This is a genomic window from Sphingobacterium sp. GQ94, from assembly GCF_059758715.1.
Map to the genome: position 1 here is coordinate 18,869 of NZ_JCAXEC010000002.1, position 19,830 is coordinate 38,698.

General features: G+C 34.1%; 19 protein-coding genes. 14 read left to right on the forward strand and 5 right to left on the reverse strand.

Features of this window, described 5'->3' with window-relative positions:
• The 5 genes from AC6CHH_RS01865 (at position 1) to AC6CHH_RS01885 (ending at position 5,607) form a co-directional block, all read left to right on the forward strand.
• The gene (locus tag AC6CHH_RS01865) at positions 1 to 642 is read left to right on the forward strand and encodes a hypothetical protein (protein ID WP_498279140.1); all 642 of its coding nucleotides are present in this window, start codon (positions 1 to 3) and stop codon (positions 640 to 642) included.
• A gap of 8 nt (positions 643 to 650) precedes the next feature.
• Positions 651 to 1,535, forward strand: coding sequence for a hypothetical protein (locus AC6CHH_RS01870; protein WP_498279142.1), 885 nt, complete (start codon positions 651 to 653; stop codon positions 1,533 to 1,535).
• 3 nt (positions 1,536 to 1,538) lie between these two features.
• On the forward strand, positions 1,539 to 2,351 hold the full coding sequence (locus AC6CHH_RS01875; protein ID WP_498279144.1) for an alpha/beta hydrolase: 813 nt from the start codon (positions 1,539 to 1,541) through the stop codon (positions 2,349 to 2,351).
• 158 nt (positions 2,352 to 2,509) lie between these two features.
• On the forward strand, positions 2,510 to 4,807 hold the full coding sequence (locus AC6CHH_RS01880; RefSeq protein ID WP_498279146.1) for a TonB-dependent receptor: 2,298 nt from the start codon (positions 2,510 to 2,512) through the stop codon (positions 4,805 to 4,807).
• Between the two features lie 29 nt (positions 4,808 to 4,836).
• Positions 4,837 to 5,607 (forward strand): DUF4249 domain-containing protein, encoded by a 771-nt coding sequence (locus tag AC6CHH_RS01885; protein WP_498279148.1) that lies wholly within the window; start codon positions 4,837 to 4,839, stop codon positions 5,605 to 5,607.
• Here AC6CHH_RS01885 and AC6CHH_RS01890 read toward each other — a convergent pair.
• Positions 5,599 to 6,147: a polysaccharide deacetylase family protein gene (locus AC6CHH_RS01890; RefSeq protein WP_498279150.1), complete on the reverse strand. Its 549-nt coding sequence runs from the start codon at positions 6,145 to 6,147 to the stop codon at positions 5,599 to 5,601. The genes AC6CHH_RS01885 and AC6CHH_RS01890 overlap by 9 nt on opposite strands.
• A 302-nt stretch (positions 6,148 to 6,449) precedes the next feature.
• Here AC6CHH_RS01890 and AC6CHH_RS01895 point away from each other — a divergent pair, with 302 nt between their 5' ends.
• A complete protein-coding gene (locus AC6CHH_RS01895) occupies positions 6,450 to 6,980 on the forward strand; it encodes an adenine phosphoribosyltransferase (RefSeq protein ID WP_498279152.1) in 531 nt (176 codons plus the stop codon).
• Here the strand turns inward: AC6CHH_RS01895 and AC6CHH_RS01900 are convergent.
• Both AC6CHH_RS01900 and gpmI read right to left on the reverse strand, forming a co-directional pair.
• A complete protein-coding gene (locus AC6CHH_RS01900; protein ID WP_498279154.1) occupies positions 6,977 to 7,516 on the reverse strand; it encodes a hypothetical protein in 540 nt (179 codons plus the stop codon). The two genes, AC6CHH_RS01895 and AC6CHH_RS01900, sit on opposite strands and share 4 nt — an antisense overlap.
• A 16-nt stretch (positions 7,517 to 7,532) precedes the next feature.
• Entirely contained in the window at positions 7,533 to 9,068 is a 1,536-nt protein-coding gene (gene gpmI, locus AC6CHH_RS01905) for a 2,3-bisphosphoglycerate-independent phosphoglycerate mutase (RefSeq protein ID WP_498279156.1), read from the reverse strand.
• A 197-nt stretch (positions 9,069 to 9,265) separates the two neighbouring features.
• On the opposite strand from gpmI, the gene AC6CHH_RS01910 reads away from it, so the two are divergent.
• The 5 genes from AC6CHH_RS01910 (at position 9,266) to AC6CHH_RS01930 (ending at position 13,104) form a co-directional block, all read left to right on the forward strand.
• On the forward strand, positions 9,266 to 9,646 hold the full coding sequence (locus tag AC6CHH_RS01910; protein WP_498279158.1) for a DUF4783 domain-containing protein: 381 nt from the start codon (positions 9,266 to 9,268) through the stop codon (positions 9,644 to 9,646).
• 75 nt (positions 9,647 to 9,721) lie between these two features.
• The gene (nadC, locus tag AC6CHH_RS01915; RefSeq protein ID WP_498279160.1) at positions 9,722 to 10,579 is read left to right on the forward strand and encodes a carboxylating nicotinate-nucleotide diphosphorylase; all 858 of its coding nucleotides are present in this window, start codon (positions 9,722 to 9,724) and stop codon (positions 10,577 to 10,579) included.
• Between the two features lie 13 nt (positions 10,580 to 10,592).
• Complete coding sequence (gene plsY / locus AC6CHH_RS01920; protein WP_498279162.1) at positions 10,593 to 11,243, forward strand: glycerol-3-phosphate 1-O-acyltransferase PlsY; 651 nt, start codon at positions 10,593 to 10,595, stop codon at positions 11,241 to 11,243.
• A 73-nt stretch (positions 11,244 to 11,316) separates the two neighbouring features.
• Positions 11,317 to 12,117, forward strand: coding sequence for a M48 family metallopeptidase (locus tag AC6CHH_RS01925; RefSeq protein ID WP_498279164.1), 801 nt, complete (start codon positions 11,317 to 11,319; stop codon positions 12,115 to 12,117).
• A gap of 282 nt (positions 12,118 to 12,399) precedes the next feature.
• Positions 12,400 to 13,104: an AAA family ATPase gene (locus tag AC6CHH_RS01930; protein ID WP_498279166.1), complete on the forward strand. Its 705-nt coding sequence runs from the start codon at positions 12,400 to 12,402 to the stop codon at positions 13,102 to 13,104.
• A gap of 90 nt (positions 13,105 to 13,194) precedes the next feature.
• On the opposite strand, the gene AC6CHH_RS01935 is transcribed toward AC6CHH_RS01930, so the two are convergent.
• Positions 13,195 to 14,826 (reverse strand): ABC-F family ATP-binding cassette domain-containing protein, encoded by a 1,632-nt coding sequence (locus AC6CHH_RS01935; RefSeq protein ID WP_498279168.1) that lies wholly within the window; start codon positions 14,824 to 14,826, stop codon positions 13,195 to 13,197.
• Positions 14,827 to 15,377: 551 nt separating this feature from the next.
• Between AC6CHH_RS01935 and AC6CHH_RS01940 the strand changes: the two genes are divergently transcribed.
• Positions 15,378 to 16,829: an alanine/glycine:cation symporter family protein gene (locus AC6CHH_RS01940; protein WP_498279170.1), complete on the forward strand. Its 1,452-nt coding sequence runs from the start codon at positions 15,378 to 15,380 to the stop codon at positions 16,827 to 16,829.
• Positions 16,830 to 17,170: 341 nt separating this feature from the next.
• The gene (locus AC6CHH_RS01945; protein ID WP_498279172.1) at positions 17,171 to 18,493 is read left to right on the forward strand and encodes a Na+/H+ antiporter NhaC family protein; all 1,323 of its coding nucleotides are present in this window, start codon (positions 17,171 to 17,173) and stop codon (positions 18,491 to 18,493) included.
• Positions 18,494 to 18,576: 83 nt separating this feature from the next.
• Here AC6CHH_RS01945 and AC6CHH_RS01950 read toward each other — a convergent pair whose 3' ends face one another.
• Positions 18,577 to 19,182 (reverse strand): NUDIX hydrolase, encoded by a 606-nt coding sequence (locus AC6CHH_RS01950; protein WP_498279174.1) that lies wholly within the window; start codon positions 19,180 to 19,182, stop codon positions 18,577 to 18,579.
• On the opposite strand from AC6CHH_RS01950, the gene pyrE reads away from it, so the two are divergent.
• Positions 19,181 to 19,828: an orotate phosphoribosyltransferase gene (gene pyrE / locus AC6CHH_RS01955; protein WP_498279176.1), complete on the forward strand. Its 648-nt coding sequence runs from the start codon at positions 19,181 to 19,183 to the stop codon at positions 19,826 to 19,828. The genes AC6CHH_RS01950 and pyrE overlap by 2 nt on opposite strands.
• Positions 19,829 to 19,830: the final 2 nt, after the last annotated feature.

Consider the following 19,830-nt stretch of genomic DNA (forward strand, 5'->3'; position numbering starts at 1 on the left):
ATGAAAAAGCTCACCACCTACGTCTTTATCGTGTTTTCTAGTCTGTCCATATTTGCCTGTGGTAATCGTACTAATAACGACGCGAAAAAATCAAAATCAGTAAAACAAGAATGGGATAAACTAAATCAGTTGACTAACATGCCTCTTGCTGATAAGCTGCATTTATATTTTCATATAAAAGAATTGGGACAAACAGATTCATCTGTAATGTATGTGGTTAAATCATTGTATGAAAGTGATACAGTAGGTTTACAGGTAGAGGTGTTAAAAAATATAGAACCAGGGGTGTCCCGTGAAGGGGTGCCTGATGGCGATTTAGGTTTTACCAGAGGACCCATCAAAATTTCCTCCATCGGAGTGCAATCAGACAACTTTGTTAAAAGTTTAGGAATCATGTTCAATTTACCAACGACAGGAAAAATGACAACAGACGTTTTGCAACCTATAGTATTCTCTTCTAATCAAGAAAAGGTCGATCTTTCTAAAGCAAAAACTTACAGCTTCAAATATTTCTTTGATAATGCCACAGATAGACCTGCTGAATTATTTGGTGTTTTGGATACCTATAAAAGGTCATTTGAACTCTCGGAAAAAGATTCAACCTTTAGATCGGCAATTATTTCTGCTTTTGAAGGAAAATAAAAATATTTGTGCATTTAAAGATATCTATTTTAATTATACTGATTTGGATTCTACCAGGTTCCAATGTGAGTGCTCAATCAGAAAAACAGGTTGATAGAAAAGCTTTAGGAAAAGTTACCTCTCCTGACCTTAATGAGATATCTGGGATTATACCTTCCCATGTAAATTCCAATTGTTTTTGGGTTCATAATGATTCTGGTGATGGTGCTAAAATATACTTAATTGACTCTTTAGCTAACTTAGTTAAAACGTATGTGCTTGAGAATATCCAAGTGTGTGATGTAGAAGATATTGCCCGGGTAAAGATTAATAATAAATTTTTTATCATACTAGCGGATATTGGAGATAACCTTGCACAAAGAAAGGAAATTCAACTGTTAGTATTTGAAGAACCAGCTCATAAATCGCTTGCAACTATTGATACGGTGTATCAAAAAGATATTCAAATAAAAAAGCTTAAATATCCGGGCAAAGGACGTGATTCTGAAGCAATATTTGTTGATCCTATTGATAATTTGTTCTATTTAATTAGTAAAAGAGAGTTTAGATCTACATTATATTCTGCTGATATTTTTAGTGTTGAGAAGGCTGTATATAATCTCAGTCCAATTATTTCTTTCCCATTCACCTTTATTACCTCCGCTGATATTTCAGAAAAAGGAGATGCTATTATAATGAAAAGCCTGACAAAGATATATTACTGGAATAGGAGGCCCGAAAGTACCATAAAAGGAGCCTTGCAAGGAGTCTATCAAAATATTTCATATATTCCAGAACCCCAAGGAGAAGCCATCGCCTTTGATATACAAAATTCGGCGGGATTTTTCACGATATCTGAACGTCCTTTGGGTTTAGAATCTTATCTTTATTTTTATAAAATTAAATCACACTAATTAATGAAATTCACGCTTTCCATTTTTCTGTTCGTAGTCTGCTTAAATTTTTCATTCGCTGCAAAAGTAGATACATTAAATATTCCAAGTGCGGCAATGAATAAACTAATTAAGACAGTTGTTATTCAACCTGAGGATTCGAAAGGAAAAACTTTTCCTACCTTGTATTTGCTTCATGGTTATTCTGGGAATTATGGAGATTGGGTGAACAAAGTCCCTGATGTGAAGGAAATGGCAGATCAATTGCAAATGATAATTGTATGCCCAGATGGTGGATTTGGAAGTTGGTATTGGGATATACAGGATAACAAAGAATTTCAATACGAGACCTTTGTTTCCAAAGAGCTTATTGCGTTTATTGAAGACAAGTATGCTGTTTACAAGGATCGTTCAAAAAGAGGAATAACAGGTCTAAGTATGGGGGGTCACGGAGCTCTTTATTTAGCCATCAAGCACCAAGATATTTATGGGGCAGCGGGTAGCACATCTGGAGGAGTGGATATACGTCCATTTCCAAATAATTGGAATATATCCAATCTTTTAGGTGTTTATGCTGAAAACCCTGATATTTGGAATTCACATACTGTTATGGAATTAACACATTTGATTAAACCAAAATCACTTGAGTTGTTTATTGATTGTGGAACTCAGGATTTCTTTTATTTGGTCAATTGTAAACTCCATGAGAAATTAAATTATCTGAATATTCCACATCAGTTTTTTACAATGCCCGGAGCACACAACTGGGAATATTGGCAAAAATCTATTGCTTATCAAGGAGTATTTTTTCAGAAATTCTTCTCAAAAGCATCCTAGGCTATTTTTTTTGCAAAAGGCCAAATAAGAAATATTAATAGTTTACTAAATTTTAAGTCTACAGAAACATATTGAATTTACTCAAAAGCTTTTGTTTATTTTTTTGAATATATGTTTGCAGATATCTATCACCATTTATGAAAAAAATTCTATTTCTCATGATTTTGTGCTTTTCCATCGGGTTTCTCTTTGGACAAGAAAAAATAACATTGAATGGGTATATAAAAGATGCAAATTCAGGAGAAAATCTTATAGGGGCAGTGATTAAAATCCGCGGGAGTAAAGCGAGTAGCTATTCGAATAAATATGGATTTTATTCTCTAACAATTCCAAAAGGTGATTATGTATTGGATGTTTCTTATGTTGGATATTCTACAAAAACAGATAGTTTAAAGCTTTCAGAAAATCAACGGATAGTTTTTGAGTTAAGTTCCGAATCCAATGCAATCCAAGAGGTCGTTATTTCTGGTAAAAAAGAAAATCAAAGTGTTACCTCTGCGCAAATGGGTAATATTAAATTTACCATGGATGAATTAAAAAATATACCGGTTGTGTTTGGAGAAAAGGATATTCTAAAAACTTTTCAATTACTTCCCGGAGTTGCCTCCGCCGCAGAGGGCAGCTCAGGTTTTTATGTTCGTGGTGGAGCCGGTGATCAAAATTTAATATTGCTTGATGAGGCAACTGTGTATAACGCTTCCCATTTACTTGGATTTTTTTCTACTTTTAATTCAGATGCGATTAAGGATGCTAACCTTTATAAAGGTGGAATACCGGCACAATATGGTGGAAGGATCTCTTCGGTGATGGACGTCAGCATGTTAGACGGAAATCAAAAAAAATTCTCTTTGGAGGGGGGGCTTGGTTTAATTGCTTCCAGACTTAAGTTGGAGGGGCCGATAGTCAAAGATAAAAGCTCATTTATGGTCAGCGGGCGTCGAACGTATGCTGACTTATTTTTAAAGTTATCGAATGATGAAACTGTAAACAAGAGCAAATTGTATTTTTACGATTTAAATGCTAAAGTTAATTATAAATTAAACGAGAAAAATACAGTTTATCTTTCTGGTTATTTTGGTAAAGATGAACTAGGATATGGGGATTTGTTTGGATTTGATTGGGGTAATGCCACAGCAACTTTACGATGGAATAGTGTATTGAATGAACAATTGTTTAGCAATACTTCATTAATATATAGTGATTTTACGTATCATGTTAATGTTAATAATGATGATAGCGATTTTACAATTGCCTCTAAAATCAGGAATTGGAATTTAAAGCAAGACTTTTCCTACTATTCAAATAACAATAATGTAATCCGATTTGGTGTAAATCTACTGCATCAAGGAATTGCACCAGCTAGTTTAAATGCGAAAGATAATTCACAAGTTAATTCTATAATGGTTGATAATCGGCAAGGAATAGAAGCCGCTGCATATTTTTCCCATGAATGGAAGCCAGTAGAAAATTTTTCATTAATTTATGGAGTAAGGGTTAATGACTTTATGGTTATGGGGCCTGGGACCTTCTATGACTTTGATGAACAAGGTGAACCAATTGGAGAGCAATCTTTTGGAACTGCTATTGCTAAGCATTATGTGAATGTTGAGCCAAGACTTTCAATGGCTTATATTTTCAACAACTCTAATAGCGTGAAAGCTAGCTACAACAGAATTGCTCAAAATTTACATCAACTAACTAATACAACCGCAAGTTTACCTACCGATCAATATGTGGTGAGTAGTTTGAATATTAAACCTCAGATAGCCGATCAGATTGCAGTTGGATATTTCAAAAACTTTCGAGACAATGAATTCGAATTCTCTGTAGAATCCTACTATAAATTTATGGATAATCAGATTGACTTTAGAAATGGAGCGGACTTACAGGCAAATAAATATATGGAAGGAGATTTGTTATATGGGATTGGAAGGTCTTATGGCGTAGAATTTCTGTTAAGAAAAAATAAGGGAAAACTGAGTGGATGGATTGGATATACGTTAGCTAAAAGCGAAAAATTATTTGAGCAAATAAATAATAATGAATGGTTCAATGCAAGACAAGATAGAACGCACGATGTATCGGTGGTTGGAATATATCAATTAAGTAAAAATTGGGTTCTAGGAGCTACCTTTGTCTTTAACACAGGGAATGCCATTACTTTTCCAAGTGGAAAATATCAGGTTGATGGAAAAACAATGTTTTATTATACACAAAGGAATGATTATAGAATGCCGAATTATCATAGATTGGATCTTTCTGCAACTTATGAACCTCCTATGAAAAGCAAGAAATTTAATTCTTCCTGGGCATTTGGGTTTTATAATGTTTACAATAGGAAGAATGCTTATATCATAGATTTTCGCGAGAGTGAATCAAATCCAAATGTAACTCAAGCTTACAAAATTGCTTTATTTGGTATCATACCATCCGTGACATGGAATTTTAAATTTTAATAAATATGAAGGTTTTCCGAATAATAATTTTGAGTTTATCGTCCCTATTACTGCTCGGTTGTGAAGAATTGATTGAAGTAGATTTAAATTCAGCTGATCCTAAAGTGGTCATTGTAGCGGATCTGAATAATTTGGGTTCGGGCCAGGAAATTCAAGTTAGCAGAACGGTGAATTTTGAAGAAACTAAGGCGTTTGATGCTGTAGAGAATGCTGAAGTTATCTTAAGTACTAACCGAGGGAGAAATTTTCGATTCATGCATAATGGAAATGGTAGATATATTCATTCTACTATGGATATTAACACTCAAGATACTTATTTTTTGAACGTCTCCATAGATGGCGAAAACTATGTTTCAACTGCTCGTATGTATGACTATGTGGAAATAGATTCTTTAGGCGTGACCAAGGAAGATATTTTTAATGAAACGTATTATTTTATTAATCTTAAATTTGATGATCCAGATGGTGTATCAAACTTCTACAAATACAGTATTTCTGTAAACGGAGAACCCTTTAAGTTTAGTGCTGTACTGAGTGATAAATATAACGATGGAAAGCAAGTTACTCACCAAATAAGCGGAGGGGATCAAGAGAATTTTAATTCATCAGATGAAATAATTGTACGAAGAAATATCGTTTCTAAAGATGTGTATAGGTATTGGTCTGAGGTTCAGGCAGCCAATCCCGGTAATGCCGCTCCGGGTAACCCAACCTCTAATATAAGTAATGGAGCTTTAGGGTATTTTTCTTTAAGTAATGCAAAGGATTATTCTGTTGTTATCCAAGATACTTTAGAATAAGGAAAAAATAAACCCTTTGGATGACAACTGATCAATTGCTCTTGGTAGGGCATATTTTAAATTTTCAAAAGCTTTTATGTTATCATGAAATACTATAATACTACCATTTCTACAATATTTTATAGTATTATATAGACATTTTTGCGGACTTATTGAACGATCATAATCTCCTGTTAAAACATCCCAAAGAATAATTTCGTAATGCTGCTTTAAGATGTTTAATTGATCCTTTTTCGCTCTGCCATATGGTGGTCTAAATAGTTTTGTTCCAGTTAGTTTTTGGCATTTATCAACATTGCTTAAATAGGCTTCGTTTTCAGTATCCCAACCTCTTAGATGATTAAACGTGTGGTTCCCTATTTGGTGACCTTCCTGTTTTATACGCTCAAATATTTCTGGATTTTTGTGAATATTTTCACCTACACAAAAAAATGTGGCCTTGACATTTTTATCCTTTAAGCAATCTAAAACCCAAGGTGTAATCTCAGGTATAGGGCCATCATCAAAGGTCAAATATATATTTCTCTCTTTTTTATTCATCCTCCAAATTACATCAGAGAAAATGAATTTTAATATAAATACAGGACGAACAAAATGCATAGGTGAGAGTCTGTTGTTTTAGCCAAATGTAATCAAGATTTGTTAATTGTCAATCGACTTGGTAAATCTTTATACGTTCCGATTCTCTTTTAAGCTACTACAATTTATGATAGATTTATAAGTAGATAATTTTTCAGTTATCATTGTCTATCTAGAGATTGTTGGCGCTTGAATTAAGCTTTGTTTTTCTTTTGATGAATTATTTTTCCGTAAAATTGCACATTTAAAAAAATAATATACAAATGCTAGAAGGAAAATTAAAGGAAATTATTCGCGATGTATTGGATTTCCCAAATCCAGGAATTGTATTTAAAGATATAACTCCATTATTGCAACACCCTGAATTGGTGAAATTGGCAATTGAGGAATTTGCGCTTAAATTAGAAGGGGTTGATTTTGATGTGATTGCTGGGATAGAATCTCGTGGATTCTTGTTTGGATTTTTACTTGCGCAGCATTTAAACAAACCATTTGTTCCAATACGCAAACAAGGGAAACTTCCGTTTAATACGGTATCGGAATCCTATAAATTGGAATACGGCCAGGCTACAATAGAGATGCATGAAGATGCCTTTTTTCCTGGAACTAAAGTTTTAATTCATGATGATTTATTGGCAACAGGAGGAACGGTAGTTGCTGCAAGCAAGCTAATTGAGAAACTTGGTGGGTCTATTGCTGGATATACATTTGTAATCAGCTTAGATTTTTTACAAAGCAATGGAAGATTAAGTCGATTTAGTGACAAACTAATTTCATTGGTTCACTATGATTAATTGATGAATTGACCTAATATTTTGTAAAAATTACTTCCCATAACTTTTACATCTTGATTTTTTTCGACAATATAAAATTTAGATTTTTCGTAAACTAAAAACTCAGAACTTGTGTATAAGTTATTTTTTATGTGTTTTTGGATGGATATCATTATAGGGCTTCCATTCTTGTCAAGATTAACTCGTACACAGGAAAGATCTAGATTTGGATCAGTAAAACTATATTCTAAGACCTGCCCAATGGTATCTACTTTTATAAACCCTGAATAGGCAGGTTTATTTAAATCAATAGATTTAAAACTTGAAAATTCCTTTTCCCAATCCTTTATCTTTAACGTTTTCGTCTCCATTTTGATATCCATAGTGACTGTTTTCAATACATTTGGATTTGCAGTTTGTAGAGAATCGATTTCCTTTTGAATAAAGCTTGGGATATCAAAATGTTTCTTAATCTTTAGATCCGAAGTTTTCGAATTAGTATCAGAGGAATTACAAGCAAAGATAACAGCGGAGAATAAAAGCCCTGCTGTTATCATTTTATATAGATTTTTTTTAATAGACCAATACATTTCCAGTCATTTCAGTTGGTATTGATAAACCCATTATTTTCAAAATAGTTGGTGCGATATCTCCGAGTTTACCATCCTTGATGTTTTTAAAGTTGTTGTCAATTAAAATACATGGGACTAAGTTAGTTGTATGTGCAGTGTTTACAGAACCATCTTCATTCATCATAAATTCTGAATTACCATGATCAGCAAGTATAATGAAGGAATATCCATGGTTTAATCCAGTTTCTACCACTTGTTTTGTACAACTGTCCACAGTTTCAACAGCTTTCACAACTGCATCAAAGACTCCAGTGTGCCCTACCATGTCAGGATTGGCAAAATTCAAACAAATAAAATCCGGCCCGTTTTCAATCATGTCTTTGGTGATGGCTTCCGTGATGCCCGCAGCACTCATTTCAGGTTGTAAGTCATAGGTAGCCACTTTTGGAGAAGGAACTAGAAGTCTTCTTTCCCCTTCAAATTGGTCTTCTCGGCCCCCAGAAAAGAAGAAAGTAACATGTGGATATTTCTCAGTTTCAGCAATTCGAACTTGACTTTTATTTTGCAAGGAGAGTGTTTCCCCTAGAGTTTGTGTAATATTATCTTTGTGAAAAATAACATGAACATTCTTAAATGTCTCATCGTAAGAAGTCATGGTGACATAATGCAACGGGACTGGATACATATCGTATTCAGGAAATTCAGATTGGGTAAGTGCAATGGTAATTTCACGACCACGGTCGGTTCGAAAGTTGAAACATATTACCACATCCCCCGATTCAATCACCCCTTTAGGACTTCCATCCTTATCGATCATCACGATCGGTTTGATGAATTCGTCTGTTATTTTATCAGCGTAAGATTTTTCAATATTTTCAATTAAATTGGTTGAAGGCTGACCTATACCTTTAGTCAATAAATCATAAGCTTGTTTTACTCGCTCCCAACGATTATCTCGATCCATAGCATAGTACCTGCCGATAGCTGAGGCAATCGTTCCTACAGAGTGATTAAGGTGCTCATTTAAACTTTTGATATATGCTAATGCACCATTAGGGTCTGTATCTCTTCCATCTAAAAAAGCGTGTATGTAAACTTGATCATCCGTTAAATTTGATTCTTTTGCTGCGTCACAAAGTGCTTTGAGATGATTAATATGTGAATGAACTCCACCATCAGATAATAAACCAATAAAATGAACTTTTTTATGATTGTCTTTAGCGTAATTAAATGCAGATAGCAATGTTGGATCTGTTTTAAAAACACCATCAGATGCGGCTTTGTTTATTCGACCTAGTTCTTGATATACAACACGACCGGCACCTAAATTCATATGACCTACTTCAGAATTTCCCATTTGTCCATCTGGTAATCCAACCGACTCGCCTGAGGCGTCTAATTTGGAGTTAGGATATGTTGCTAATAAATGATCTAAAAATGGAGTATTTGCAGCTAAAACAGCATTAGAATTATCGTTATTACCGTAGCCTAATCCATCCAGGATTAAAAGTGCTACTTTATTTTGATCAGAACTCATTACACAAATATACTTTATATTCCTTTAAAATTAATATAAATCACTGTTGTTGCTCTGGAATAATTACAAAATTCATCATTGGCATAATTTTGGTATGCACATTTAAAAAAATAGTTTTTTATTTTTTTAATGTATAGAAAATAATTTTCTATCCAAATTCAATTATGGTTGTAAATAAAATTTTATATCATATTAGATTGCTAATTTTAAGTTTAGCATCAATCTTATTACCCATTTTTTCAATTGCTAAATGGCAAGGAGAAATTGGGCTTGAGGTCCTGAATGCTTTTAAAACAAGTAATGCTAAATCCATTGCTGATTTTTTTGGTGAGAACGTTTCGCTGTCTATTAAAAATGACTCTGGTTACTATTCGAAATTTCAGGCTGAGGTCATATTGGCTGATTATTTTCGCACAAATAAAACCACTAAAATAAAACAGGTTCAAAGAACAAATCGAAGTAACAATAATTTTTATATTGTCTATCAGCTTAAATCTACAAATGCAAGCTATAGAGTCTTTGTGAAATTCAACCAAGTGGCTGGACAGGCGCAAATTATAGAACTTCGAATTGAATAAACTTCAATTTTTTATTTAATTAAGTTTTCAAATAAATATATTTTTATTCATCTTCGCTTAATTTTAGGTTGATAAATGGAGAAAGAATTTAAAGAAAAGCTTATACATTTTGTTCAAAATGCGCTTTTGGAGGATGTTGGCGATGGTGATTACACAAGTCTATCTACAATTGATGAAAATCAACTAGGACATGCACAATTATTAATAAAAGAAGATGGTATATTGGCTGGTGTTGAAATAGCCAAAGAAATATTTTTTTATCTTGATCCCTTGCTCGAGTTTGAAACCTACATTCAAGATGGTGCAAAGGTTACCTTTGGCGAAATTGCTTTTAGATTGAAAGGCAAAATCCAAACCATTCTCATGGGTGAACGTTTGGTGTTGAACATCATGCAACGCATGTCGGGTATTGCGACACAAACTTCCAAATACGTTGAGGCGGTTTCATCAACAAACGCTAAAATATTGGACACAAGGAAAACAACTCCTTTACTGCGTTTCTTGGAGAAAAAAGCAGTAGAAATAGGAGGGGGGGTGAATCACAGGTTCGGTTTATACGATATGATTTTAATTAAAGATAATCATGTAGATTATGCGGGTGGAATAAATGAAGCTGTGAATGGAGCTTTAGATTATAAAAGGAACCATAATTTAGATATCCCCGTTGAGGTTGAAGTGAGAGACTTTAGTGAGCTAAAGGAAGTTCTTGAGTTGGAAGGAGTAGATCGAGTGATGTTGGATAATTTTACACCAATTGATGTGAAAAGGGCGGTAGAAATGGTTTCCGGAAAAATCGTCACCGAAGCTTCTGGAGGCATTACCTTGGAAAGCATAGAATCGTATGCAAAAACAGGTGTAGACTACATTTCTGTGGGGGCTCTAACACACTCAGTAAAAAGTCTTGATTTGAGTTTAAAAGCAAAACTAATTTAGTAAATTGCTTGATATGATATCTATTTATCTGATTGGAATAGTCATATTAGCATACTTATTTGGATCAATTCCCACGGCGGTTTGGTTTGGACAAGCATTCTATGGCGTAGATGTAAGGGAATACGGGAGCGGGAACGCAGGAGCAACAAATACCTTTCGTGTTTTAGGAAAAAGGGCTGGGTCGATCGTTATGTTTGTGGATATTTTTAAGGGATGGACAGCGACCAACCTTCCATTTCTTTTAGACAATACAATCATTGGGAATCATGACTCTCCGCAGTTTGTTAACATCCAATTGGCTTTAGGAGTTATAGCAGTTTTAGGTCATTTGTTTCCAATATTTGCAGGTTTCAGAGGGGGAAAGGGGGTTGCCACACTTTTTGGAATGATCTTGGCAATCCACTGGCCAGCTGCGTTAATATGCGTTTCTGTATTTTTAGTGGTTCTATTGGTAACTCATTATGTGTCATTAAGTTCCATTATGGCAGGTTTTACTTTCCCATTCAGTATTGCATTCATATTTAAAACTTCAGTTCCTTCTATTTTATTATATGGTATTGCAATTTGTGCACTAATCTTGGTAACTCATCAAAAAAACATCGAGAGATTGTTAAAAGGCCACGAATCTAAAATTTTCTTATTCAAGAAAAAATCCAAGGATTAAACTTTTGGGTACAAGTTTTGTTATACGTATAAGGTATAACTAATGAAAATTTTAAATTAAATCAACAATATTTATGAAAAGGGTTTTTAAATATGCCAAGATATTTCTTATTTGTGCAACCTTAGCTAGTTGTGCAACCTCAGCAATTACGGGCCGAAAATATCTTAAGCTAGTAGACTCACAGCAAATTAATGATCAAGCTGCTTTAGCCTATAAAGATTTTTTAAGCAAAAATGGGTCGAAAGTTGTAACTGGAACTTCTGCTGCAACTCAAGTAAAACGTGTTGGAAACAATATAGCTGCTGCCGCTAATCAATATCTGAAGCAATTAGGAATAGCTGATAATTTCAATTTTAACTGGGAATTTAACCTAATTAAAAGTGATGATGTGAATGCTTGGTGTATGCCGGGTGGTAAGGTTGCAGTTTATACTGGAATCCTTCCGGTGGCTCAAAATGACGCAGGGTTAGCGACTGTTATGGGCCATGAAATTGCCCATGCAATAGAAGAACATTCTGTGGCACAATATTCAAACGCTATGGCAGCTCAATATGGAGCTCAAATACTTGGCGCAGCTGGAACAATGAGTAATAGCAAATATATTGGATTGTTTAATCAACTATATGGAATAGGGTATCAAGTCGGATCGCTAAGCTTTTCTCGTAAAGATGAATTAGCAGCTGACAAGGCCGGTCTAATTTTAATGGCAATGGCTGGTTATAATCCAAATGAGTCTGTCAAATTTTGGGAAAGAATGTCCCAAGGTAAAAGTGGGAAAAATCCTGAATGGTTGAGTACTCACCCAAGTGATGCTCGTCGTATATCTCAACTACAAGCCTTTATCCCAGAGGCAATGAAATACTATAAAAAGTAGTGTTTTTTACTTATAAAACACCATTTAATTCAAGTGATAAAATGATTGAAGCTTACTGATTCTTTATTTAGAGAACCAGTAAGCTTGCTTATTATGGATCATTAATCTAAGTAAACCTTTAATAATAGGCGAGCTTAGTGGATTAATAGCTGAATAAATTTAGTTTTTAGATTTGTTTATAAAGAGCGTGGTACAAGGTACCTATTATAAGAAAATACAGTTATCTTTGGAAAATACAAAAGACCAAGATTTTTAAGCCTTAAATTTTAAAAGGCATTAACTATGAATATACAAGATCTGATCATCAAAGATAGGGAAGAGGTTAATTTAAATCATGTTTTTCTGAGTGAAGAGAATAAACAACTGCTCAACGACCTTATTAAGGAGCATCTGTATAGAGAAGAATTGCAACATTATGGGCTTCCAGTTAACAATAAGCTTTTAATATACGGTAGTTCTGGATGTGGAAAGACTATGAGTGCAAAAGCAATTGCAACATCCCTTAATAAGCCCTTAATCATTCTGAATTTAAGTACTGTAATTCACTCAAGGATCGGGGAGACTTCCCAAAATATTAAGCAGATTTTTGACCGAGCAACTCGAGAAAAAGCCGTGTTGTTTTTAGATGAATTTGACCAGATTGCTAAGTCAAGAATAGTTAATGACAACGATGTTGGAGAAATGAGAAGGTTGGTGAATACCATCATTCAGCTAATTGATTATTTTTCAGAAGATGCTTTATTAATTTGTGCAACAAATCATCCCGAAGTTATTGACCAAGCTTTGCTTAGAAGATTCCAACTGCGAATTCATTTTGAATTACCCGGTGATGACGATTTAGATAATTATTATAAGAAAATTTTACGGCAATTTCCCATAGATCTGCATCCCTCAAAACTTCTCTATGGAATTTCATACGCAGAGGCAAAGGATTATTGTTTTAGCCAAATAAAGTCTAAGCTGATCATGCAATTAGAAAGCAGGTAATTACTGTAGATTAACCTTTGGTAAATAAAAATGGGGTGTTTCAACAATGATTAAAAACACCCCATTAGCAGTATCAAAATATTAATTGTATTAACGCTTTTTATACATTTCTTCTCTTTGTATATTCACTTGGTCAGAATTGATGTATTCGTCGTATGACATAAGTTTGTCAATGATTCCGTTTGGAGTCAATTCAATAATACGGTTTGCAACTGTCTGCGTCAATTCATGATCCCTCGAGGTAAATAAAATTGATCCTTTAAAGTCATTCATACCATTATTGAGAGCCGTGATTGACTCTAAATCTAAATGGTTTGTAGGTTCATCAAAGATCAAAAAGTTCGCTCCTTGAAGCATCATTCTGGAAAACATACATCGCATCTTTTCTCCCCCGGATAATACGGAGCATTTTTTTAATACTTCTTCACCTGAAAAGAGCATTTTTCCTAAGAAACCACGAATAAATTGCTCGTCAGCTTCTGGCTTGGTGGTGTAGTCTCTTAACCAGTCAACTAGGTTTTCATTTTTACCGTCAAAGAACGAAGAATTATCTATAGGCATATCAGCAGGAGTAATGGTTATCCCCCACTTAAATTCCCCTTGAAAATCTTTGTCACGTCCTGATAAAATATCAAAAAAGGCAGATGTCACTAAATTATTTTCAGAAAGTACAGCAATTTTGTCTCCCTTATTAACCATAAAAGTGATGTCTTTGAAATACACTTCACCATTGATGGTTTTTCCCAAGCCTTCAACATTTAGAATTTGATCTCCCGGATCTCTATCCATTAAGTTGAACATGATTGCAGGATACTTCCTGTTGGATGGTTTAATATCCTCAATGTTGATTTTATCCAAGGCCTTCTTACGAGAAGTCGCTTGTTTTGATTTTGAAGCATTTGCAGAGAAACGGCGAATAAATTCTTGAAGTTCTTTCACTTTATCTTCCATCTTCTTGTTCTGGTCAGTTCTTTGTTTTAGGGCCAATTGAGAAGATTCATACCAGAATGTGTAATTCCCGGTATAGATACTCATTTTGCTAAAATCAATGTCAACAATGTGAGTACAGACTGCATCAAGGAAGTGACGGTCGTGAGATACGACTAACACAATAGCTTCATAACTAGCAAGGAAATCTTCTAACCAGGCGATTGTATTGATATCCAAATCATTGGTAGGCTCATCCAGAATAAGAATATCGGGTTTTCCAAAAAGAGCTTGAGCTAATAATACCCTTACTTTTTCATTTCCATCTAATTCTTTAACCAATTTATAATGAAGCTCTTCCTTTATTCCTAAGTTGCTTAATAAGTTAGCAGCATCACTTTCAGCATTCCATCCATCCATTTCAGCGAAAAGACTCTCTAGTTCTCCGGCTCTTTCTCCATCTTGATCGGTGAAGGGATCCTTCATATAGATTGCATCCTTTTCTTTCATCACTTTATAGAGTTCCTGATTCCCCATCATGATTGTCTCCAATACGGTGAATTCATCAAAAGCATAATGATTCTGGTTTAAAACGGACATCCGCTCACCAGGGGTGAAAGCCACTGATCCAGTTGAAGGGTCGATCTCTCCAGAAATGATTTTTAGAAATGTTGACTTACCGGCGCCATTGGCGCCAATTATACCATAACAATTTCCAGGTGTAAATTTTAAGTTGACATCTTCGAATAGAACTCGCTTTCCATACCGAAGTGATAAATTAGAAACATTGATCATTTATTATTTTTTAAATTTTATAACTATTTAATTAATAAACAGTTATATAGTTTTTCTATTCTATTAATTTATGTACTATACATGGATGGTAAGTGAATTATGAATATCTTTTTTTAAAAATATTTACAAATAATTTACAACCTAAAGCACAAATTGTATGGCAACTATATCCGCTGTAATTTTAAAAAAACATAAGGAGTTGATGGTACCTGGAATGTGAAAATCCGAATTTCAAATAATGGACGTTCCAGCTAATATCGAAACCACAATTTTTGCTACTAAATCCAATTTGGATACAAAGTTACGATTAAAAAAGGTATTAAACTACTCGAATATCGTACACCTCATTTAGACTTTAATTATATATAATTCAAATGACCTTTTGCATTCATTAGAAAGTGAATTATTAACCTGATTCCAGTTCGAATAGAATTTTAAAAGCTTTTTTGAATTATTAAATGAAAGGAAATCGGTAAAAAAAATATGTGTTTTTAGAAAAAAAGTGTTTCTTTACACATATTTTATGACAAATAATTGTTTAAACCAAATTAATGGATAATTTTATTTCTTTACTTTCCAACCTTGTCTGGAGTGATATTTTCATATATCTATGTTTATTTACAGGACTTTATTTCTCTTTTCGGACTGGGTTCCTTCAAGTAACTTCTTTGAAAGACATGATAAGACTTCTTTTTGCAAAGAAGAAAAATGAAGAGGGAATATCCTCTTTTCAAGCTTTTGCTCTTGCGATTTCAGGTCGAGTAGGTACTGGAAATATTATAGGAGTGGCCACTGCAATTTTTTATGGCGGACCGGGAGCTGTTTTCTGGATGTGGATAATTGCTTTTTTAGGATCTGCTTCAGCGTTCATAGAGGCGACTTTAGGTCAACTATATAAGCAAAAGGACGGACTGGAATTTAGAGGAGGACCTGCTTATTATATCGAGAAAGGGTTAGGAGTAAAATGGTATGCTATATTATTTGCCTGTTTAATCATTATTTCAGCTGGATTTTTACTTCCAGGGGTTCAAAGTAACGCAATAGCATCTTCTGTTAACAATGCTTTTAATATTCCTCATTCCTACACCGGAATTGCTGTTGTTGGTTTATTAACGCTAATTATTTTTGGAGGCGTAAAGCGGTTGGGAACAGTAGCTGAATTTATTGTACCCTTTATGGCGGGCGGGTATATTTTAATGACCGTAATAATTATTGCCTTGAATTTCACTGAGATACCAAGGGTTTTTGGACTGATTTTTAGTAGTGCATTTAGTTTAGATGCAACTTTTGGTGGGATTATAGGGATGGCAATATCTTGGGGCGTGAAAAGAGGGATTTATTCAAATGAGGCTGGACAAGGAACTGCTCCACATGCTGCTGCTGCTGCTGATGTCAATCATCCTGCTCAGCAAGGATTGGTTCAAGCTTTTTCAGTCTATGTTGATACACTCTTTGTATGTACAGCAACAGCATTAATGATCTTATTTACGGGAAAATATAATGTAACTGAATTAGATGCTGCCGGTAAAGCTACCACCATGATTCAAGAAAATATTCCAAATGTGGATTATAGTGGTTTTACCCAAGCTGCTGTTTCACATCATTTCCCTGGATTTGGTGACGGTTTTGTTGCAGTAGCCTTATTTTTCTTTGCTTTTACTACCATAATGGCCTATTTTTACTATGCAGATACCAATATATCGTATTTAATAAAAAATCCTAAAATTCGAAATATCATTAATTGGGTATTCAAGATAGCTTTTTTATTAACGGTCTATTTTGGGACTGTCAGGACCGCAGATATGGCGTGGGCAATTGGAGATATTGGAGTAGGGTTAATGGCTTGGGTAAATATAATTGCTATCTTATTATTAAGTAAAACCGCCATGAAGGTTTGGAAAGACTATAAAAATAAAAGAAAGCAGGGGATTAAAGATCCTGAGTTTAATCCGAAAGAACTAGGGATAAAAAATGCTGATTTTTGGGAAAAGGAATCAGAATAAGACAAAATCAAAAGGGGATAATAAAATATATTGTCCCCTTTTGATTTTACTTAATTTATACCAAAGCAAGTTGTAGCGAATACGAGTATGACTGCCACTATTAACAATAGTACTAAAGTTGTCAAAGGCGTTCTTTTCATTTTAGCTTTGTTTTAAGTTTATTGTGGTGATAAGATTAAAGTTACGTATATTTTTCGATCAACTTAAAAATAATATAAGAAATTGATTTTCATTTTCGCTAGATAATATGTAGATTTCATTATCTAAATAGTAGAAATTTGTTTTTTCCTACAGGGACCAATACAATGTCAGTTTTTAATTGTTATATCTAATCTCATTTTATGAAGAAGGGCAATTTTTGGGCCTTATTACCGCTTCTGTTATTTGTAATAGTGTATTTTTGCGGATCATTTATATTGCAGGATTTTTATGCAGTTCCTGTGTTGGTAGTTTTTGTTTTTTCGCTTTTTGTCGCCTTTTTTCAATTTCCCAAGCGGTCTTTCTCTCAGAAGCTTAAAAGTTTCGCAAGCGGTGCTGGTAATGAAAATATTCTGATCATGATCTTGATTTTTTTATTGGCAGGGGCTTTCGGAGAGGTGTCAAAAAACATGGGGGCGATTTCCTCTACGATCAACTTTGCTTTAACTTATATAAGTCCTCAATATATTATCGCTGGACTTTTTCTGGTCTCTTGCTTTATATCGACTTCTATGGGGACGTCTGTTGGAACGATAGTCGCATTAGCTCCAATTGCGGTTGGCGTTGAAAGCAATATTTCAGGCATTATGCCTTTAGCCCTGTCCGCGGTAGTGGGTGGGGCAATGTTTGGCGATAATTTATCATTTATCTCTGATACGACAATTGCAGCGACAAGAACTCAAGATATTGGAATGAAAGAGAAGTTTAAAGTCAATTTCAAAATGGTATTTCCAGTGGCCATTTTGGTGTTTGTAATTTATGCGGTTCAAGGTCATTTTCTTATTGCGAATGTAGAAGAGTTGAATGTAGAAGATTTTGATCTCATTAAAGTAATCCCCTACATTGCCGTTTTTGTATTGGCACTTTGTGGCCTAAATGTGATTTGGACTTTGGGTATTGGGATTCTAATTTCTTCATTAATAGGTTTATCTAGTCATTCTATTGATTTTCTTACTATTCTCAAATCCGTCAACGATGGATTTTCAGGCATGTTTGAACTCAGTATTCTTTGTTTGATTATTGGGGGGGTAGTCGGAATTATTAGATTAAATGGTGGGGTTGAATATTTATTAGATGCTGTAACAAGGCGCATCAACTCAAAAAAGAAGGCTGAGCTTGGCATTGCATTTTTAGTTTCATTAGTGAATTTAGCTATTGCAAACAATACAATAGCAATTATTATTGTGGGACCGATTGCTAAAGATATTTCAGATGAAAATAAATTAAATGGAGGTAGGGTGGCTAGTATTTTGGATACAGTTTCATGCTTTACGCAAGGGTTGGTTCCATATGGTGCTCAAATATTAGCGGCATTAGCTGCTGCTAATATCATTCTTATTGAACAAAATAAGCCATTAATGTCCCCAGTTGATATTATTCAACATTCATATTATCCATTTTTAATGGGAATTGTCGTTTTATTAATTATAGTTTTTAGAAAAAATAAAACTCAAACTAAATCATGAATTTAATCTAATTCAAAGGAATATATCTTTTAATTTGGAAAATGTTTACTTCAAATCCGTATAGGCGAATTTTTAATATTTTTTTAGATCCCCTTTAATATTCCTAAAATTAGTGGATACGTGTTATCCTTGACTTTTTCAAGGGATGATTTTTTTAACCACTCTGCCTGAGTAATGTCTTCTTCAAGTTGAGGTGTTAATAGAGGTGATTTATTAACGCCCATCTCATACCATTGAGTTTGCTTGAGGACAAATTTCTTCTGCATATAATAAGTGTGATATGTGGTTTCAATTTTTTTTCCGATATAGTCTATTTTGATTCCACATTCTTCCTCTACCTCTCTGCAAGCGGCTGATTTTATTTTTTCTCCTTCTTCAACCTTTCCCTTAGGTAAATCCCATTTGCCTAACCTATGGATAAAAAGGTATTCTCCTTTTCCATTTTTGACAAGTCCGCCTGCTGCTTTTATGATTTTAGTTTTTGATAATATTTCTTTAAAAACATTTTTAATGTTTTTATCTATGTAGAGATAAATGATTTTATTAGGGTTGTTTGTGGATTGAATAAAAAGTTTTTCTAAATCAATATCTTGTAAACCAATTGATTGTACGTTTTCTTTTATGCTAGGTGAATAATCTGCTAAAATTAACAGAGATTGGTTCATATAAATTTTATAAATTTGTGCCATGAATTATTTAAATGAGGTTGAACAAAAAGTTGCTGAATCCTTATTGCAAATTAAAGCAATAAAATTGCAACCTAAAAGTCCTTTTATTTGGGCGTCTGGTTGGAAGTCTCCAATTTACTGTGATAACCGCGTAGCATTGTCTCATCCCGCTATCCGCACGTATATAAGACAAAATTTATCACAATTAATCCAGGAGGAATTTGGATCTGTAGATATGATATCGGGTGTAGCGACAGCAGGGATACCCCAAGGTGTACTTGTTGCTCAAGATTTAGGCTTGCCATTTTCTTATGTAAGAAGTAGTGCTAAGGATCATGGTCGTCAAAATCTAATTGAAGGAGAAGTAAACAGCGGGCAAAGGGTAGTCGTTGTGGAAGATTTGGTTTCTACTGGGAAAAGCAGTCTACAAGCTGTAAATGCACTACGAGAAGTTGGTTGTAATGTAGTTGGTTTAGTGTCTATCTTTACTTACGGTTTGGAAATTGCTCGCAAAAACTTCGAAGATGCGAAATGTTCACATCACAGTTTATGTAATTATGATGCATTGATTCGAGTTGCAGCTACAAATAGTTATATCTTAGATTCAGATATAAGTATTCTAGAAAAATGGAAACAAGATCCATCAAATTGGTCACCAGAATTATAAAT

Bases quoted from the DNA above. Each gene is read 5' to 3' on its own strand.
- AC6CHH_RS01865 (WP_498279140.1), top strand. From the start codon at position 1: ATGAAAAAGCTCACCACCTACGTCTTTATCGTGTTTTCTAGTCTGTCC.
- AC6CHH_RS01875 (WP_498279144.1), top strand. From the start codon at position 1,539: ATGAAATTCACGCTTTCCATTTTTCTGTTCGTAGTCTGCTTAAATTTT.
- AC6CHH_RS01880 (WP_498279146.1), top strand. From the start codon at position 2,510: ATGATTTTGTGCTTTTCCATCGGGTTTCTCTTTGGACAAGAAAAAATA.
- AC6CHH_RS01890 (WP_498279150.1), bottom strand. From the start codon at position 6,147: ATGAATAAAAAAGAGAGAAATATATATTTGACCTTTGATGATGGCCCT.
- AC6CHH_RS01895 (WP_498279152.1), top strand. From the start codon at position 6,450: ATGCTAGAAGGAAAATTAAAGGAAATTATTCGCGATGTATTGGATTTC.
- AC6CHH_RS01900 (WP_498279154.1), bottom strand. From the start codon at position 7,516: ATGATAACAGCAGGGCTTTTATTCTCCGCTGTTATCTTTGCTTGTAAT.
- gpmI (WP_498279156.1), bottom strand. From the start codon at position 9,068: ATGAGTTCTGATCAAAATAAAGTAGCACTTTTAATCCTGGATGGATTA.
- nadC (WP_498279160.1), top strand. From the start codon at position 9,722: ATGGAGAAAGAATTTAAAGAAAAGCTTATACATTTTGTTCAAAATGCG.
- plsY (WP_498279162.1), top strand. From the start codon at position 10,593: ATGATATCTATTTATCTGATTGGAATAGTCATATTAGCATACTTATTT.
- AC6CHH_RS01925 (WP_498279164.1), top strand. From the start codon at position 11,317: ATGAAAAGGGTTTTTAAATATGCCAAGATATTTCTTATTTGTGCAACC.
- AC6CHH_RS01930 (WP_498279166.1), top strand. From the start codon at position 12,400: ATGAATATACAAGATCTGATCATCAAAGATAGGGAAGAGGTTAATTTA.
- AC6CHH_RS01935 (WP_498279168.1), bottom strand. From the start codon at position 14,826: ATGATCAATGTTTCTAATTTATCACTTCGGTATGGAAAGCGAGTTCTA.
- AC6CHH_RS01940 (WP_498279170.1), top strand. From the start codon at position 15,378: ATGGATAATTTTATTTCTTTACTTTCCAACCTTGTCTGGAGTGATATT.
- AC6CHH_RS01945 (WP_498279172.1), top strand. From the start codon at position 17,171: ATGAAGAAGGGCAATTTTTGGGCCTTATTACCGCTTCTGTTATTTGTA.
- pyrE (WP_498279176.1), top strand. From the start codon at position 19,181: ATGAATTATTTAAATGAGGTTGAACAAAAAGTTGCTGAATCCTTATTG.
- AC6CHH_RS01950 (WP_498279174.1), bottom strand. From the start codon at position 19,182: ATGGCACAAATTTATAAAATTTATATGAACCAATCTCTGTTAATTTTA.